The following is a 17,075-nucleotide window of genomic DNA, read 5'->3' as shown; positions in this document are numbered from 1 at the left end:
GCTCAACCACACCAACACCGGCGCTGAACAGCGCAAATCGTGGGCCCGGACCCCGGCGCTAACCCGCCCCACACATGGACCCTTCAAGAGCCAATATTCATGATCTGTCTTATGCCATTCTGGAACCCAAGTGTAAGGCAGTGGAGAGCCGCCAAGTTCAGACCGGAGATCCCGAAAAAATGCGCCAAGATGGGAACGCAATTCCTGGGGATCATGGCAGGACTTTGCATACGTGACTGTGCCAAGACGGTTGAGCCGGTTTGCTGCGCAGTAGCGGCGAAGTTTTGACCCGGCGCGTCTCCCGGCCTCCGCAGCTGCCCGTTCAGGATCGGCAGCAGAGCCTTTTGCCACGAACGCGCGGTTCGGTTTGTATGACGACCGAAACCCACCGCCACCCTCGCCGGCATCCGGATACAGCGAGAAGAACCAGCCGGCATCCGCGGCGATGAGCCGGCCAAGAGAAGTGCTGACAGGTGACGTAGACATAAGGACCCCAAGAGAACGAAACCGACAAGGAATCGCCAAGGTCCACTGAGAAAAGAAAACAGAAGATGATTTTCGACAGGGGCCTCAGCATCCGGTCTCGCTCCGGCGGGCCCAACTCTGTCGTTTAACCGTGAGCATTTCTTATGGACGCGGGCCTACCACGCTGTTCGGCCCCTCAGGAAGGCCACCTGCTAAGTATCAATACCGGCCCTGAGTTGGTCCTGCCGGGTCCTGCAATGCGCCCATCTTGCCATATGAATTACACGGTTGTCACTACCTGCCGCGGGACCGTTCGTCCTCGGACGCTGAGCGTCCTCCGGGCGCTGCGTCCCTTGCCACCGTTGACGCGCTACCCTGAGCGCATGACCACAAGCCACCAACGAAGCGGCGAACACGGACCAGACATCTTGATAGTCGACACCTAGGGCGGCACCCTACCTCACCTCGCGCTGCTGGATGATCCTCACGTTTCGTTCTGCGGCGTCGCGACATCCGGACCGTCGCGAACGTGGTTCGCACTGACCGGGTGCAAACGCTGCGCGACGGCAGCACGAAAGAAAGGCATTGCCGCGGTCACGGACGTAGACGGCGATATGTGCCTGATCTAGTCCCCGAGTTATGTTGCTATTTCAAGTCAAGACGCCGCTGCGCGGCGTGTCTCGCGAATGCTGAGTCCCTTGAACAAACTCTGATGAACATAGGCTGCGCCCGAGTCGGGCAACGCAAGGCTGCTGTCTTCTGCTTTGAAGCGCGTAGAACCCGCATCCGCTAGCCGCACACCAATCACAGAGAACTCCAGTAATTTCTCGAGTAGAGACCGTGTTCCATATTCAGATACGAGATCTGGGACTTTTCGCTCAAGTAAGGCAGAAAGTTCATCCAAAGTTTCATAACGGTGCACTTCTTGACGAAGGCTCTCAAGCAACTTTTCGAAGTCAGGAAATGCCTTAGAGTACTCCTGCTTGAGATCACTGACTTTCCAAGCGCTATATCGCTCTTCGGCGGTTCTAATATCGTCCTTCGAGATAAACAGGGCGCCTCCCCCAGCTACCCGGATGCACTCGTCCAGGAACTGAAGCACCTCCCGGGGACGAAGGAAGGTTCTCTTTACCAAGTAGTTGAAAGGAGATATCGAACCCCGCATTTCGCCCTCTTCGAACAATTCACGCGTGGTAAGACCGTCCGGCAGACGGCGATCGACCATCTCATTCAATAGCTCTGGCGTCCATTGAATTGGTTCTTCAAGAGACCTGTGCTTGTCCTTGTCATCGAACTTCAGGCTGTCATAGATGTCGGAGCGAATGAATGTAAGGATGCGGAGCCCTCGATCGTATCCAATACGAGGAAACTCATCATTCAAGTCCTTTGATGCCTTGAGAAGTCCGATCATCAAAGAGGCCGACGATGGGCTACCGTCCCACGAGTCGTCTAGGCGGTCTATCGCTACGACGACTCCTTCTTCACGAATGGCCGGAGCCAGGGCAGCCATAATTTGAGCGGCGATGGCCGGAGTCAGTGGTTGCTTCTCATCAATGCGGCGCGTAACTCCGGCCCCGAAACCAAAGGCGCTGAGATTAAAGGACGTCAGACCTTTCACGATTGATTTTGCAGTTCCGAGAATGCCTGGATTCACGCTGCCATAGTTGTCTGTCAGAAATTTACGGACCTTGGAGAGCGAGTCAGCGGTGCCGGGCGCCCAAACTCTGTCGGCGACGAGCACTGCACCAGCGATCTCGACAGCGAGCGTCAGCTTCCAGGCATCAGTTTGCGCTTGTTCTTCTGAGATTCCTTGCTCCCGGTAGTCGCGCAAAGCTCCCCACGCGTACTGGTTAGGTGTCAGCGAAAGAACGACGGCGTCAGGCTCCGCGCTCTGAGTTACGAGAAGGGGAACCTGTCGAAAAAGAGCCGACTTTCCGCTGCCTTTTCGTCCCAGAAAGTGTCGGCGCTTTCCTCTCAGAGCCGACTCCACGTAGGGAGTCGTCACAAAATATCTCTGGAGCCCCGTGTCAGATTCAGCATCGATCCCACCGAAATCCAAGTCCCTCAGCTGTAATCCCATATCTTCAAGCGTCGCCATCTACCGATCATGTCAGACAGTGACAAGACATCCACAGATTTTCGTGGGTGTTGCCGCGCAAGCGACCAAGAGGTTAGATTCGCAATTTGTCCCGTTGTCGGTGCTGGTGGGTCCGCCGCGGGACCAGTAGGTGATGTAGTGGGCTTCGCACCAGGATTCGGGGATGGTGAAGTTGGAGAAGGCGCAGCCTTGGTCTCTGGCGTTGAGGGCTTTGCGGATGTGGGGCGGGAAGATGCGGGTGGTGCGGCCGATGTCGAGGATCCATACCTGGCTGCGGATCCTCACCTCCCGGCGGGCGGACAAATCCGTGGACCGGGTCCGGACGACCAACCGCCTGCAGGCCCAGCTGCTCGAATACTTCCCGGCGCTGGAGCGGGCCTTTGACTACAGCCATTCAAAGGTAGCCGTGTTGCTGCTGACCAAACACCGGACGCCGGACGGGATCCGCCGGACGGAGAGACCTGGCTTCACGTGGGGCTGAAGAAACATGGCCGAGCTCGATGCGCTGATCAGCGAGAAGGTGACCGAACACCGGCACAGGCAGACCCGGCTGAGCATGCCGGATTCGGACCCATCCTCGCCGCCGAGTTCCTCGGCGCCCCCGGTGGAGATCTGACCGTCTTTGAAACGGTGGACCGGTTCGCCGGCGTCGCCGGACTCGCTCCCGCACCCAGGGATTCCAGGAGGATCCACTGGCAACCACCACCGCCCCCGGTGTGCTAGGACCGCCGGCTCCTCCGCGTGTTCTATCTTTCCGGGCTCTCGGGTTTGAAGAGCTGCCCCGCCTCACGGGCCTACTACGATCGCAAACGCACCGAAGGAAAAACCCACATCCAAGCCATGCCCTCCCTGGCCCGCCGTCTGGGCCATGCTCCGCGACGGAACCACCTACACGCCTCTACCCGTTCACTAAGCGCGCCCTGCTGCTTGACCGTCTCGGCTCGCGTCGCAGCACGATGCTGAATCGATACCGGTTGCTTTCCGAATCTCCGAGGCCTGGCCACCTGAGGTGGTCGTTGCCGGCCTGAGCTGCCGTCCTGAGCCTGCTGCGCCCCGATACGGAGCGAGCAGCCCTCGCTGCCCTCGACGACTGGGCCTCCGGGGCCGAGCGCTGGTCCGCTCCGCTACGGGGCGCAGGTTTTCCGGGCATGAAGGGATGACGACGGCGTGAGGTCGCCGTCGGAGATCCGCCGCACGGCACGCTCGACGCGGACTTGTTCGTCGGCGCCGACGGCATCCATTCCAAGGTGCGTGCCCGGGAGTTCGGTCCTGAGGAGGAATTCTTGCCCCGTCTGGGCATGCGTGCTGCGGCCTTTATCGTGACCGAACCGCTGCATGCCCACTCCCGGAACCGGTTCTTCTCACTGACAGCATCGACCGGGCTCTACAGTCTCCGCTTGGACGAGGTAGAGGCCTTTATGGTCTACCGGGTTGCCGCAGGCGCGATAGTGCATTTGCCGTCCGGGGAGTCCGCGGGAGCGGCTGCGCGGCGAGTTCGCCGGACTTGGCGAGGGGATCGATCGTGTCCTGGAACTGTGCCCCGAGCACCCGTACGACGATGTTGTCGCGCAGACTGTCATGCCAGGCTGGCAGAACGGGCGGACCGTTCTCGTGGGGACGCCTGCGGGGCCGTGTCCCTCCTCGCGGCCCAGGGCGGCTCGCTCGCCATCGCAGGTGCTGCGCTGCTGGGACGTCCTTGCACCCGTTACCGCGTCTGAAGGGATCAGTTCAGCCCAAGCTCCCTTCTGATCGGACCGACCAACAACGGCTAGTCATGATCATCGAACGGTTCCGCCGCCAGCACACGCCGCACTAAGACACCGACCAGGAACACATCTCCAACAGACCTGAGGGCACCGCCTCCGTAACGGATGTTACGAAGGCAGTGCCCTCGTTGCTGGTCAGTCCGGTTCAGGTCTTTAGCTCAGTGCATTCATGATGTTCCAGCCTGCCCCGGCCCTGAGCCTGGTTGGGAAGGCGCCTGCACCGTTGCCGCGGTAGGTCCACAGCACTCCACTCGTGTCCCTGGCGACTAGGTCTTCGCGTCCGTCACCGGTGAGGTCACCGGCGGCACTGATCGCATTCATGATGTTCCACCCTGCACCGACCCGGATCCTCGTCGGGAAGGTGCCGTTGCCGTTGCCGCGGTAGGTCCACAGCACACCACTGGAATCCCGGGCTACCAGGTCTGCGCGTCCGTCACGGGTGAGGTCGCCGGCGGCGCTGATCGCATTCATGATGTTCCACCCTGCACCGACCCGGATCCTCGTCGGGAAAATACCGTTGCCGTTGCCGCGGTAGGCCCACAGCACACCACTGGAATCCCGGGCTACCAGGTCTGCGCGTCCGTCACCGGTGAGGTCACCGGCGGCGCTGATCGCATTCATAATGTTCCACCCTGCACCGACCCGGATCCTCGTCGGGAAGCTGCCGGTGCCATTGCCCAGGTGGGACCAGAGCACTCCGCTGGAATCCCGGGCAAGCAGGTCAGCACGCCCGTCGCCGTTGAAGTCATGCGAAACGATCGGAGCGGTCGTATCACCACCACCGCCACCACCGCCGGTGGAGTCGTAGTAGTGCCAGTACCGGCTTGTGGCGTTCACATCGGCGAGCACCAGCAGACCGCTGTTGGCCGTGCCCCAGGCCGCACTGTTGAGGTTCTGCTTCGTCGACGTTACGTTGTGCACATACTGGTTGGCGTCCACGATGCGGGCCTTCTTCGTGGTGGTGAAGTTGATGTTGCTCAGCGGCGTGGACTTCTCGTAGACCGCACCACCGGAGCTGGTGCAGACACCAGCGTTCGTCGTGCCACTCGGCTTCGGATAGGTAGCGAAGGTACGCAGCTTCTGCGCAGCCTCGTCAATCATGACGATCACCCGGTTCGGGCACTCCGACACGGTCGCGATCGTGTGCGCTGACCATGTTGATGTCGTGTCATTCAATACCAACAGCTGGATCAGCGGCAGGGACGCCGACGTGTTCGAGGTCTTAGTTGCGGCGAAGACCCGGCCACCCGATGAGTCCAGCCACTTCAGGTTCATATGGTCATCACCGGTGCGCAGCCCCTTCACCGCCGCCACAGGAGTGGACCAGGTGGAGTTCGAGGCCCCATCGACGTGGAAGCTCCAGTACATGCCGTCGGTGGCGTCACCGAGCTGCCGGCTCCACATCACACCCATCTTGCCGTTGCCGGCTCCGCCGAACGCGATCACAGCCGAGGTGTCGTCCACAGACACGTTGCTCAACGACGCAGGATGCGCGAACGGCGCCCCCCAGGTCGTGCCAGTCCCGTCAGTGGTGACGTTCAGAAAGATCCGGTTCCCCTGCTGCCAGGTGGCCCATACCCGACCAGTCGAGTCCTTGTCGATGGACATGGTCTCGACCTTATTGTTGTGGATTCTTGCAGAGCCCAGCAGCGTGTACGTCTTCGTACTGGAGTTGTAGCTGTAACGCCGCATGGTCGACGGGAAGTTCGGCTCAAAGGGCAGGCCGTCATTGACGAACCGATAGCTCGCCACAAACAGCGTCGTCCCGTCCCACAGCACGTCATGATGAGTGTTCGCCTGCGTCTCCGTCGCCACACCCGTATTGACCCACGAGTTGGTGGCGGCATTGAACCGGAAGATGTGGAAATCCGAGCTGGCAGTGTCCCACAGGTTCCCCCACCAGATCCCGTCGTTGAACCACAACGCATTCGTCTGCCGCTTTGTACCCGTGGGCGTCCCGGTCCCCGTATGCGAGAAATCCTGCACTCCCACATCAGCTGCAGCGGCCGTAACCGGCACCACCAGAGCAGTCAGCGCAAGCAGGAGCGCTGCCAGCAGTGCGGTGAGGCCCAGATTCCGCGACCCGCGTGACCGGCTCCTGCCACGCCTGCCAACGTGAAAGAATGTATTGCCCAGCAACGTTGCTTCCCGGAGTTGAACGTCGGCCTGTATAGGGATGCTCACTAGCCTCACCACTCATCGAAGTTGTCTGCCTATGCCAGTTCCGAGCAACCTTCCGGGCTGAATCGGAGACATCGAAGCGCCTGCTACTGCGGTCCTGGCAACTTGCGTGCACTCCCCCTCGGAACATGGTCGACGCGACAACTTGTAAAAAGCTTGGGGATTCTTGAGCTAGCCCCAGTTATTGGGGGTAACAGAATCGTTGGAACCGGCATCGGACTAGACTCTCCCCCATGGCCGTCTACCTCGATCCGCCGCTTTGGCCTGCCCATGAAACACTTTTTTCGCATCTGATTTCGGACACTTCCCTGGCCGAACTGCACGCCTTCGCTGCTGCGGCGGGCATCCCTGAGCGGGCATTCGACGGCGACCACTATGACGTGCCGCAGCGCCGCTATGACGGTCTGGTGGCCGCCGGTGCCATCCCGGTTGAGGCACGGGTCCTCGTGCGGAAACTCATTGCCAGCGGGCTCCGGATCCCCGCGCGCAGCCGCACGAAGTCCCTCAAGACTCCCCTGCTCAACCGCTGGAACATGGTGCTGCCGGGCCATGACGCCCTGTTCCTGGACCTGCTGGACCGATGGAGCGAGAGCCACCGCAGGTACCACGGCTGCACCCACCTGCTCGCCGTGCTGGAGGCCCTGGACCTGCTCACCGCACCCGCCCGGCCGGCGCGCACCGTGCTGCTGGCGGCATGGTTCCACGACGCCGTCTACCGGGGAGTGGCGGGCCAGGATGAGGAGGAATCCGCCCGGCTAGCCGAACTCAGGCTCAGCCAGGCCGGACTGCCGGAAGCCGACGTCGAAGAGGTGGCGCGGCTGGTCCGGCTCACCTCGGATCACCGGCCGGAGGCCGGGGACGACGACGGCGCCCTCCTCTGCGACGCCGACCTGTCAGTTCTCGGCGGCGAACCGGAGCCTTACGCCCGGTATGTGGCGGCCGTCCGGGAAGACTATGCGCACATCGGCGACGCCGACTTTGCGGCCGGCAGGGCCGCCGTCGTCCGCCAGTTGCTGGCGCTGGACCCCCTCTTCCACACCGAACGCGCCCGCAGCCTGTGGCTGGAGGCCGCCCGGCGGAACCTGCAGGACGAGCTGGCCTGACGGCGCCGCCGAACTGCCTCTGGGTTAGCGGTAGGCCGTGATGAATGGCCTGTCGGTGGGTACGATCTGCTTGCCCAGTGGCATGAGGGAAACCGGGATCAGCTTCAGGTTGGCGATGGCCAGTGGGATGCCGATGATGGTGATGGCCATGGCGAACGCCGTGACCACGTGCCCAACGGCGATCCAGATGCCGGCCACCAGCAGCCAGATCACGTTGCCGACGAGCGAGAACACGCCGTTTCCGCCCGGCTTGTCCACCACCATCCGCCCGAAGGGCCACAGGGTGTAGGACGCGATCCGGAAGGAGGCGATGCCCCAGGGGATGGTTACGATGAGCAGGCAGCAGATGATGCCGGCGGCGAAGTAGCCCAGCGCCAGCCAGAAACCGCCGAAAACCAGCCAGATGATGTTCAGGATTGTCTTCATCCGTCCATTCTGCCGGGCCGGAGGGCTGAAGCACCTCGGGATGTGCCCTGAACTAACCCTTAACCTTCAGCCTGGAGCTGAGGCGCGGGACCCCGGCGGCCGCGACCAGCAGCGCGAGGAGTCCCAGGCCCAGCGGGAGCGAGGCGGCGGTCGCGACGGCTCCCACCAGGAGCGGGCCGCCGGCATCGCCGAGTTCACGTCCCAGCTCGGCCGAGCCCATGGTCCGTCCCATCCTGTCCTTCGGCGTGCTGTCGGCCAAATGTGCAAAGCCCAGCGGCGTGGCCGCGCCGACGCCGGCGCCAATGACCGCCGCGGCGATGAAGATGGTGACCGGCCCCGGGGCGGCGGCCACCAGGGCGACCCCGGCGGCGGTGAGCAACAGGCCCGTGCGCATTCCGCCGGCGTCGCCGATGCGGTGCAGGTCGCGCATCGCTCCGATCCGCGGCTGGACCAGCAGGGAGGCGACGGCCAGCACACTGACGGCGGCCGTGCCAGCCACCGGATCAAGGCCGTGCTGCACGGCCAGGGCCGGGAGGAAACCGATAGCCGCCCCCATGGCCGCCATCGATGCCGCCAGCACCAGGGTGGGCACCAGGAACCTGCGCTCCGCAACCTGCCGGCCCAGGTCCAGCACGGTGTAGCGCTGGCGCGGGAGCGGCTGCAGATGCGGCACGGCGAGCAGAACCCACACGGCGGTGGCCGCAGCAAGCGCGGACAGAGCGCCGAACAGCAGGGCAAAGCCGCCGGCGGCGATCAGCCCGGCACCGAGCAGGGGTCCGATCACATATCCGAGGCTCTTCCAGGACCCGTACCTGCCGAAGAAGGTCCCGGCGTTCTTCCCGGCCGAGAGCCGGGCCACCATCGCTGAGGACGCCGGCGAGAACGCCGAGGCGGCGGCGCCCTGGCCCAGGCGGGCAAGGCCCAGCAGCAGCGGATCCGCGGCCCACAGGCCGATCAGGGACAGCGCGGCGAAGCCGATGAGTCCGCCGACGATGACCGGCTTGGCGCCGATTCGGTCGCTCAACGCGCCAAAGACCGGCTTGAGGAACACTTCGGAGATGTCGTAGACGGCCAGCAGGATTCCCAGGTTCAGGAGGGTCAGGCCGATGTTGCCGCTCTGGGCGCCCATGCCGGCGGCAATGCTGTGCGCGCCGAACGCGGTCACGAATCCGGCAGCGTAGAGAGGTGCCGCCGGCGTCCGGGTGCGCGTCGGATGTGTCACGGGGTCGCCGGAGTCACGTCATCGGCCGAGTCACGGGGCGGTCAGCCTTTGGCTGCCGTCACGAAGGCCCTGATCTTGGCCAGGTCCTTCACTCCCCTGCTTTGTTCGACGCCGGAGGAGACGTCCACGCCCCACGCCCCCGCATCACGGGCGGCTTGGGACACGTTGGCGGGATCGAGGCCGCCGGCCAGGAGCCACTGCCGTCCCGCCAGGCCTTTGGCGCGCACGGAACCGTAGTCCCAGGCTTCGCCGGAACCGGGAACTGCGGCGTCGATAAGCAGCAGTTCCTCGCCCCAGTTGGCAAACTCGTCCGGTGCGGCACCCATGGTGACGGCGCGGATGACCTTCATGCCAGCGTCGTGCGCTGTTTTTACGTCATCCGGCGTGCGCTCACCGTGAAGCTGGATCCAGCCCAGCCCGGCGGCGCGGGCGATGGTCACCGCGTCGGCGGCCGGTTCGGAACGGAAGACGCCGACGGCGGCCACACCGTCCGGCACGGCCTTCACGAGCTGGGTGACCTGCGCGGGTGACACCACGCGGGGGCTGGCCGTCAGGACAAAGCCGACGGCGTCCGCTCCGGCTTCCACGGCCTCCCGGACTGATTCAGGCGTGCTCAGGCCGCAGACTTTGACGAACATTCACCGACTCCTCGTTGTTGAAAGCGTCGCCCAAGACCGCAGCGATCCGTCGACGACTTTACGCGGGGGGAGAGTGTGCGGGCAACGCGCGGATAGGGTTGGCTGATGCAGATCATCCGCTTCGCCGACCTCAAACCCCAGCCCTGGCGCAACGGCGGCGGGGTCACCCGCGAGCTGGCCAGCCATCGCGGGAGCGCTTCGTCTGGGGCCGCTTCAGCTGGGGCCACGTCATCGGACGATGGCGCGTGGGACTGGCGGGTCAGCATCGCCGACGTCACCAGTGCCGGGGAGTATTCCCCCTTCCCGGGGATGGAACGCGTGCTGACCGTGGTCGAGGGCGAGCTGCTGTTGCTGGCCGTGGACGGGACCGAGCACCCGCTCGAAAAGTACCGGCCCTTCCGCTTCCCCGGCGGCGCGGCTTCCTCCTCGGCCCTGCCCACCGGGGATGTCCGCAACCTCAACGTCATCGCCCGGGAGGGCACTTTCAAGGCGTACACCTCGATCGTTGAACTGTCCAAGAAGCGCGCCCATCCCGTGTTCGAGGGCCAACTGGGCATCCTGCTGCAGGGCCAGGCGGCGGTCAGCGCGGGGAATGCCGGGCAGGACAACGGCGGCGGGCAGGACAGCGCGCCCGTAGCACTCAACCGCTACGACTCGGTGGTGGGTTCGGACAGCCATACGCCGGAGATCCTGGGCCGCGGGTTCCTGGCCGTGGTGTCCATCGATCCCGTGGCGAGCTAACAGCTCTGGTCCGCAGGAGGTGCCGGAACCTAGACTCGGTGCCATGACCAAGTCCAAATTCAGTGATCTCCTGCTGCTCCAGATCGGCAACGAATTCGCGGCCTCGCAGCAGTACATTGCCGTGGCCGTCTGGTTCGCCAACCAGGATCTCCCCCAGTTGGCCAGGTACTTCTACCGGCAGTCGGTGGAGGAACGCAACCACGCCATGATGATGGTGCAGTACATGGTGGACCGCGGCGTTTCCGTTCCTATCCCGGGTGTTTCGGCCGTCCGCAACGACTTCGCCTCTGTCACGGACCCGCTCGCGCTCGCGCTGCAGCAGGAGAAGGAAGTCACCCGCAGCATCGAGAGCCTGTTCCGCGCAGCCAGGGCCGAGGATGACGCCCTCGGCGAGCAGTTCATGCTCTGGTTCCTCAAGGAGCAGGTGGAGGAGGTCGCCTCCATGACCACCCTCCTGAACATCGCCGAACGGGCGGACAACAGCTTCGACATCGAGAACTTTGTCGCCCGGGAAACCATCGGCGACGGCGGCCGCGGCGCCGGAGGACCGGAAGCGGCCGGCGGCGCCCTCTGACCTGCACCCTTCAACCTGTGCGTCCGCCGGTGGTGAGGTTTGCCACCATGGGTGGCAGCCGCCGTCGCGCGTTGCTAGGGTGAAAACCAAGGTCCCCTTCCCCGGACCTCCGGACGACGGTTCAGTACCCGGCGCGCGACAAGACTGGCCAAAGGATCTGTCATGTCGTGGTTCATCCTCATTTTTTCCGGTGCCCTCGAGGCGGTGTGGGCGGCAGCGCTGCACCGGGCGTCCCAGTCCTCCGGCCGGCGCCGGGTCGCGGCCGGGGCCCTTTTCCTCGTCGCAGTCGTGGCCAGCACGGCAGGCCTCGGCATCGCCATGCAGTCCATACCCACCGGCACCGCCTACGCGGTGTGGGTCGGCGTGGGGGTGGTGCTGACCTCCGCCTACGCGATCGTCGCCAAAGTAGAACGGCCGACGGCGGCGCGGCTCCTGCTGCTCGCCGGTATCGCCGCGTGCGTGGTTGGCCTGAAGGCGGTGGCGTGATGCTCGCGAAGCCTGCCACGGCCTGGACCATCCTGCTCGCCTCCGCCCTCCTGGAAGCTGTCTGGGCCACGGCACTTGGGCTGTCCGACGGCCTGACCCGCCCCGCGCCCACCGTTGTTTTCGTAGTGACGGCCGCGCTCAGCATGCAGGGCCTGGGCATGGCGGTGAAGCACATCCCGCTTGGCACCGCCTACGCCGTCTGGGTGGGGATCGGAGCGGCGCTGACGGTCGGCTGGGCCATGGCCACCGGCGTCGAGCCCTTCAGCCTGCTCAAGGTGCTGTTCATCGCGGGCATTGTGGGATGCGCGGCCGGGCTCAAGATGCTGCCGGCGGGTCGGGCCCGTCAGCGCGGGGCCGATCACGGGGCCGGTTCGCCTCCCTAGACTGGGGCTCATCCCTAGACTGGGCTCATGGACACGCTCATGCACTCACTTCGGGACATCACCATCCGCCGGATCTCGGTCAGCGACATGGACAACAACGTGTATCTGCTGACGGCAAAGGAGTCCGGAGCGCAACTGCTGATTGACGCCGCCGATGACCTTCCGGCCATCCAGGGCCTGCTGGCGGATGCCACGGCGGATACGTCCGGCGAGCCCAAGCTGGCGCTCATCGCCACCACGCACCAGCACTGGGACCATGTGCGCGCACTGCCGGGCCTCGTTAAAGCCACCGGAGCCAAGACCGCTGCCGGCACCGACGACGCCCCGGACCTGCCTGTGAAGGTGGACGTGCTGCTGGATCATGGCGACGTGGGAACCTTCGACGGGTTCGACGTCACGGCTGTCCACCTGCGCGGCCACACCCCCGGCTCGGTTGCGCTCGTTTACCAGGACCCGGAGGGACCGGCCCACATCTTCTCCGGTGACTCCCTGTTCCCCGGCGGTGTGGGCAACACGCAGAAGGACCCCGAGCGGTTCAACCAGCTGCTCACGGACGTCACCGAGCGGATCTTCGGCGTCTATCCGGACGACACCGTGGTGCACCCGGGCCACGGCAAGCCCACCACCCTCGGAGCGGAGCGCCCGCACCTTGAGGAGTGGCGCGCCCGCGGCTGGTAGTCCCCGCCGGCCCAGCGGCGCTTCTTGCGATACGCAAAATGCCGGCCGCTACGGGAATTCCCATAGCGGCCGGCATTTTTTTGCGTGTCGACAGTTAGTTAGCGGCCGCGGCGCTCGTTCGACGCCGGGGCCGACGCGCGGCGCGGGGCCTTCCGGGCCGGACGGCCGTCACCGGAGCGGCCACTGCCGCCGGAAGAGGAACCGCCCGAGTACGAGCCGCCCGAGGTGCCTCCAGTGGTGGAGGACCAGACCGGAGCGTTGCTGCCGGTCTTGCTGCCGGCCGCTGCGCGCTGCCCGGTAGCGGGACGTCCGCTGCGCTGGCCTCCGGTGGCCGGGCGACCGGTGCCGCCACGGGGGGCATCGCTGCGGGTGAAGCGGGAATCGCCCCGACCCTCCGCCGCACGTCCGTCCGAACCGCGGCCAGCCGATGAACGGCCACCAGCCGCAGGAACGTCGTTGCGGTGCGTGGACGCCGTGCCACGGCCACGGGCGTTGCGGCGGGCTGCAGCAGCCGCAGTGGCGCGGTCCTCGTTCTGCTCGACTACGCGATCTGCAGCGTCGCGGGCAGCGGCGCGGCCCTCGTAGGCCGCCGCACGGCGTTCGGCGCGGGGCAGGTCCGTGCGCGGAGCCTCGGCCGAAACCCGCCCGCGGCCGCCGCGTCCACCCCGGCCACCGGCCGTGGGTGATGCCTGGCGGCGTGCGCGCTTGCGCTCGGCATTGGCGCCGGTGGAATTGCCGGCACCCTGCTGCGGAGCTTTCGCCGCGAGGAGAGCCGCACGGGTCCGGGGGTCAACCTTGTCGGCGATCGCGCCCACCAGCTCGGCTACGATCGGCGAGCTGGCCGTGACCCGCTCGAAGCTGACCTCAACGCCGGCAGCCTTCATGAGCTTCTTGACGTCAGTCTGCTGCTCGGGCAGGGTCAGCGTGACCACGGTGCCGTCGGAACCGGCGCGGGCGGTGCGGCCGGAGCGGTGCAGGTAAGCCTTGTGTTCGGTGGGCGGGTCCACGTGGATGACCAGTTCGACGTCGTCCACGTGGACGCCGCGGGCGGCGACGTCGGTGGCCACCAGGACACGGACGTCGCCGGAGGAGAACTCGGCGAGGTTGCGGTCGCGGGCGTTCTGCGACAGGTTGCCGTGCAGGTCGACGGCGGGAATCCCGGCGTCGGTCAGGGTCTTGGCCAGCTTGCGGGCGTGGTGCTTGGTGCGCATGAACAGCACGCGGCGGCCGGCGCCGGACGCCAGTTCAACGATCAGCTGCTTCTTGACGGTTTGGTCGTTGACCACCAGCACGTGGTGTTCCATGGTGGTCACCGCGGCCTGCGGATCGTCCACGGAGTGGGTCAGCGGGTTGGACAGGTAGCGCTGGACGATCTTGTCCACGCCGTTGTCCAGCGTGGCGGAGAACAGCAGGCGCTGGCCTTGGCTCGGGGTCATGTCCATGAGCTTCTTGACCACGGGCAGGAAGCCGAGGTCGGCCATGTGGTCTGCCTCGTCCAGCACGGTGACCTCGACGGCCTCGAGGGTCAGGATGCGCTGGCGGATCAGGTCCTCCAACCGGCCCGGGCAGGCGATGACGATGTCGACGCCGGCGCGCAGCGCCTTCTCCTGGCGCGCCTGGGAGATGCCGCCGTAGATCACGGTGGTGTTCAGGCCCATGGCCTTGGCCATCGGCTCGATGGTGGCGTTGATCTGGGTTGCCAGCTCGCGGGTCGGCGCAAGGACCAGGCCCATCGGGCGGCCCGGCTTGCGGAAGTGCTTGGCTTCCCGCTCAGCGAGTCGTGCTACAAGCGGGATTGCGAAGGCAATGGTCTTGCCGGAGCCGGTGCGGCCGCGGCCCAGGACGTCGCGTCCGGCCAGGGTGTCCGGGAGGGTCTTGACCTGGATGGGGAACGGTTCAACGATTCCCTGGGCGGTCAGCGTTTCGGCGAGTGCCTTGGGCGTGCCGAGGGCAGCAAAAGTAGTCATATGCGTTTATCAGGGTCTTTCAGGCGGTATCCAGCGGATATCGGCCCCCGACGCCGGTTGGCGCAGGGGGTCGCCGAAGAAAAGTCAGGTGGTCAACCGGGCTGCTGCCAGTGTTCAAACAGCGGCCGCCGGGACCAATAGCGTTCATCGACGCAGGATGTGCCTCTCACATGAAAAAAGCCCACCATAAGCGGGCATCACTGCACATCAAGTTCCACCAGTCTAGCATCAGGGCGCCGCGGGCCTTTCCTGCCCGCTTTTCCGCCCCTCCCCGGGCCCCTTTGGGGGCCCCTTCGCTGCCCCTTTCAGCCTTGAGCCGTTAGCGCCGGCCGGGCGTTTGCCCCCTCCCGGCACCCCCGGGTACTGCGTGATGCAGCTCACGGACAACAATGGACGACTTTTGGGGCTGGCATGCTGGACATATGTCGAAGACTATTGCGGCGTTTCGCGCTCAGTGCGAATTTCCTGCCGACATGGCTAACTGCCTGCTGGACTGCGGGAATGCGCTTTTCTGGCGGGCCGCTCCGCCAGGCGCGCGGACACACCGCCCGCCCGCCGCCGGGCGGCGCGGGTGGCGGGCGCACCCCTTGCCGCGCCCCGCCGCTCATAGTCTTAACACCATCCCAACTGTTAGTTCCGTCACATCTGCGGCGGACCGACGCGGCCGGCACGGCAACTTCCCGTACGTGCCGGCACCTGTGACAAGGAAGAAGACTTGATGTCTGAACGCACCACCAGCATTTCCGTTCAACCGTCCACAGAGCGTGCTGAATCCGGCCAAAACAGGGAACCGCACCTCGCCCGCGGACTTGGCAACCGCCACATCCAGCTCCTGGCCATCGGCGGCGCCATTGGCACCGGCCTGTTCATGGGCTCCGGCAAGACCATCTCCCTCGCCGGCCCGTCCGTCATCTTCGTGTACATGATCATCGGCTTCATGCTGTTCTTCGTCATGCGGGCCATGGGCGAGATCCTGCTCTCCAACCTGAACTACAAGTCCTTCAGCGACTTCGCCGGCGACATCCTTGGCCCCTGGGCAGGGTTCTTCACCGGCTGGTCCTACTGGTTCTTCTGGGTGGTGACGGGCGTGGCCGATATCGTGGCCATCGCCGGCTACGTGGACAAGCTGGCGCCGGGCACTCCCCTCTGGATCCCCGCACTGATCACACCCGTGGTCCTCATCCTGCTGAACCTTCCCACCGTCAAGGCCTTCGGCGAGGCGGAGTTCTGGTTCGCCATCATCAAGGTGGTGGCCATCCTCGCCCTGATCGCCACCGGTGTGGTCATGATCGCCACCAACTTCACCTCGCCGAGCGGCGCGGTGGCCAACCTGGCGAACATGTGGAACGACGGCGGCATGTTCCCGCACGGCATGTTCGGCTTCATCCTCGGCTTCCAGATCGCAATCTTCGCCTTCGCCGGCATCGAACTCGTGGGCACGGCAGCCGCCGAAACCAAGGACCCGGAAAAGAACCTCCCCCGGGCCATCAACTCGATCCCGATCCGTGTCCTGCTCTTCTACGTGGGCGCCCTGGTGGTCATCATGGCCGTCAACCCGTGGCGCAGCATCGACGCCGCCAGCAGCCCGTTCATCGGCATGTTCACCCTCGCCGGCCTGGGCATCGCCGCCGTCGTGATCAACCTCGTGGTCCTCACCTCGGCCGCCTCCAGCGCCAACTCCGGCATCTACTCCACCTCACGCATGGTCTACGGCCTCGCGCAGGACGGCAACGCGCCGAAGGCCTTCGGCAAGCTCAGCGTCCGCAAGGTTCCGCAGAACGCGCTCCTGTTCTCCTGCATCTTCCTGTTGGCCGGCCTGGTCCTGCTGTACGCGGGCGACTCCGTGATCGGCGCCTTCACCATCGTCACCTCCGTGGCATCGGTGCTGACCATGTTCGTCTGGTCGATGATCCTGATCAGCTACATCGTGTTCCGCCGCCGCCGGCCGCAACTCCATGAGGCGTCCGCCTTCAAGATGCCGGGTTCGGCCTTCATGCCCTACGTGGTCCTGGCCTTCTTCGTGTTCATGCTCGTAGCCCTGGCCCAGGCCGAAGACACCCGCCTCGCGCTGGTGGTTGCCCCGGTGTGGTTCCTTCTGCTTGGCGCTGCCTGGTACTTCAACCGCCAGACGCCGCTGCAGCAGGCCCGGATCGAGGAGTGGAAGACCGAGGGCACCAGCGTCCCCGCCCCTGCCAACTCGTAATTCCGTACGAAAGACGCCGCGCCGCGGGGCACCCAAGTGGCCCGCGGCGCGGCTTTTCCATGCCCGGACCGACGGACGGTGAGGAAGGTGTTAAGCGGAAATTACACAGGCCGCGGGGCGCTGTAACACGTGCGGCGAAGGATG

The 17,075-nt window shown here is 65.1% G+C and carries 17 protein-coding genes, 2 pseudogenes and 1 riboswitch; of the genes and pseudogenes, 11 read left to right on the top strand and 8 right to left on the bottom strand.

What is annotated here, in order from left to right:
* Positions 1–1,120: 1,120 nt before the first annotated feature.
* Both CXZ05_RS16000 and CXZ05_RS23480 read right to left on the bottom strand, forming a co-directional pair.
* A complete protein-coding gene (locus tag CXZ05_RS16000) occupies positions 1,121–2,563 on the bottom strand; it encodes a P-loop ATPase, Sll1717 family (protein ID WP_102973524.1) in 1,443 nt (480 codons plus the stop codon).
* An 87-nt stretch (positions 2,564–2,650) separates the two neighbouring features.
* Positions 2,651–2,830: pseudogene (locus CXZ05_RS23480) on the bottom strand (HNH endonuclease); the annotation flags it as partial.
* Here CXZ05_RS23480 and CXZ05_RS23140 point away from each other — a divergent pair.
* The 4 genes and pseudogenes from CXZ05_RS23140 to CXZ05_RS23710 all read left to right on the top strand — a co-directional run.
* Positions 2,814–3,044 carry a hypothetical protein gene (locus CXZ05_RS23140; protein WP_180987418.1) on the top strand — a complete coding sequence of 77 codons (231 nt, stop codon included), beginning with the start codon at positions 2,814–2,816 and terminating at the stop codon, positions 3,042–3,044. The pseudogene CXZ05_RS23480 and the gene CXZ05_RS23140 sit on opposite strands and share 17 nt — an antisense overlap.
* Before the next feature lie 6 nt (positions 3,045–3,050).
* Positions 3,051–3,179, top strand: coding sequence for a hypothetical protein (locus tag CXZ05_RS23720; protein ID WP_374754666.1), 129 nt, complete (start codon positions 3,051–3,053; stop codon positions 3,177–3,179).
* Complete coding sequence (locus CXZ05_RS23715) at positions 3,137–3,286, top strand: hypothetical protein (protein WP_374754665.1); 150 nt, start codon at positions 3,137–3,139, stop codon at positions 3,284–3,286. Before CXZ05_RS23720 ends, CXZ05_RS23715 begins: the two co-directional genes overlap by 43 nt.
* A gap of 9 nt (positions 3,287–3,295) precedes the next feature.
* Positions 3,296–3,476 (top strand): annotated as a pseudogene (locus CXZ05_RS23710) (IS110 family transposase); the annotation flags it as partial.
* Positions 3,477–3,687: 211 nt separating this feature from the next.
* Here the strand turns inward: CXZ05_RS23710 and CXZ05_RS15985 are convergent.
* Positions 3,688–3,900, bottom strand: coding sequence for a hypothetical protein (locus CXZ05_RS15985; RefSeq protein ID WP_102973522.1), 213 nt, complete (start codon positions 3,898–3,900; stop codon positions 3,688–3,690).
* A 582-nt stretch (positions 3,901–4,482) separates the two neighbouring features.
* Positions 4,483–6,513: a VCBS repeat-containing protein gene (locus CXZ05_RS15980; protein ID WP_258006611.1), complete on the bottom strand. Its 2,031-nt coding sequence runs from the start codon at positions 6,511–6,513 to the stop codon at positions 4,483–4,485.
* Positions 6,514–6,743: 230 nt separating this feature from the next.
* On the opposite strand from CXZ05_RS15980, the gene CXZ05_RS15975 reads away from it, so the two are divergent.
* Positions 6,744–7,613 carry a DUF4031 domain-containing protein gene (locus CXZ05_RS15975; protein WP_102973520.1) on the top strand — a complete coding sequence of 290 codons (870 nt, stop codon included), beginning with the start codon at positions 6,744–6,746 and terminating at the stop codon, positions 7,611–7,613.
* A gap of 24 nt (positions 7,614–7,637) precedes the next feature.
* Here the strand turns inward: CXZ05_RS15975 and CXZ05_RS15970 are convergent, their stop codons facing one another.
* From CXZ05_RS15970 to CXZ05_RS15960, 3 genes are read right to left on the bottom strand one after another with little or no spacing between them, the layout of a single operon-like run.
* Complete coding sequence (locus CXZ05_RS15970; protein WP_102973519.1) at positions 7,638–8,039, bottom strand: YccF domain-containing protein; 402 nt, start codon at positions 8,037–8,039, stop codon at positions 7,638–7,640.
* 52 nt (positions 8,040–8,091) lie between these two features.
* Positions 8,092–9,261, bottom strand: coding sequence for an MFS transporter (locus tag CXZ05_RS15965; protein WP_102973518.1), 1,170 nt, complete (start codon positions 9,259–9,261; stop codon positions 8,092–8,094).
* Positions 9,262–9,302: 41 nt separating this feature from the next.
* A complete protein-coding gene (locus tag CXZ05_RS15960) occupies positions 9,303–9,899 on the bottom strand; it encodes a phosphoribosylanthranilate isomerase (RefSeq protein ID WP_102973517.1) in 597 nt (198 codons plus the stop codon).
* Positions 9,900–10,004: 105 nt separating this feature from the next.
* On the opposite strand from CXZ05_RS15960, the gene CXZ05_RS15955 reads away from it, so the two are divergent.
* The 5 genes from CXZ05_RS15955 (at position 10,005) to CXZ05_RS15935 (ending at position 12,761) form a co-directional block, all read left to right on the top strand.
* Positions 10,005–10,640 carry a HutD family protein gene (locus CXZ05_RS15955; protein WP_102973516.1) on the top strand — a complete coding sequence of 212 codons (636 nt, stop codon included), beginning with the start codon at positions 10,005–10,007 and terminating at the stop codon, positions 10,638–10,640.
* Between the two features lie 43 nt (positions 10,641–10,683).
* Positions 10,684–11,214 (top strand): ferritin, encoded by a 531-nt coding sequence (locus tag CXZ05_RS15950; RefSeq protein ID WP_102973515.1) that lies wholly within the window; start codon positions 10,684–10,686, stop codon positions 11,212–11,214.
* An 86-nt stretch (positions 11,215–11,300) separates the two neighbouring features.
* A riboswitch (guanidine-III (ykkC-III) riboswitch) is annotated at positions 11,301–11,367 on the top strand.
* Between the two features lie 9 nt (positions 11,368–11,376).
* Positions 11,377–11,700 carry a multidrug efflux SMR transporter gene (locus CXZ05_RS15945; protein WP_102973514.1) on the top strand — a complete coding sequence of 108 codons (324 nt, stop codon included), beginning with the start codon at positions 11,377–11,379 and terminating at the stop codon, positions 11,698–11,700.
* Entirely contained in the window at positions 11,700–12,083 is a 384-nt protein-coding gene (locus CXZ05_RS15940) for a multidrug efflux SMR transporter (RefSeq protein WP_102973513.1), read from the top strand. Before CXZ05_RS15945 ends, CXZ05_RS15940 begins: the two co-directional genes overlap by 1 nt.
* 27 nt (positions 12,084–12,110) lie before the next feature.
* On the top strand, positions 12,111–12,761 hold the full coding sequence (locus tag CXZ05_RS15935; RefSeq protein WP_102973512.1) for an MBL fold metallo-hydrolase: 651 nt from the start codon (positions 12,111–12,113) through the stop codon (positions 12,759–12,761).
* A 98-nt stretch (positions 12,762–12,859) separates the two neighbouring features.
* Here the strand turns inward: CXZ05_RS15935 and CXZ05_RS15930 are convergent, their stop codons facing one another.
* Entirely contained in the window at positions 12,860–14,728 is a 1,869-nt protein-coding gene (locus CXZ05_RS15930) for a DEAD/DEAH box helicase (protein WP_102973511.1), read from the bottom strand.
* A 718-nt stretch (positions 14,729–15,446) separates the two neighbouring features.
* Between CXZ05_RS15930 and cycA the strand changes: the two genes are divergently transcribed.
* Positions 15,447–16,931 (top strand): D-serine/D-alanine/glycine transporter, encoded by a 1,485-nt coding sequence (gene cycA / locus CXZ05_RS15925; protein WP_102973510.1) that lies wholly within the window; start codon positions 15,447–15,449, stop codon positions 16,929–16,931.
* Positions 16,932–17,075 lie beyond the last annotated feature (144 nt).

Origin of the sequence: Arthrobacter sp. AFG20 (genome assembly GCF_002892795.1) — a bacterium.
Lineage (GTDB): Bacteria > Actinomycetota > Actinomycetes > Actinomycetales > Micrococcaceae > Arthrobacter.
The sequence above is the reverse complement of the archived record's forward strand: the minus strand, read 5'-3'. Positions and strand labels throughout refer to the sequence as shown.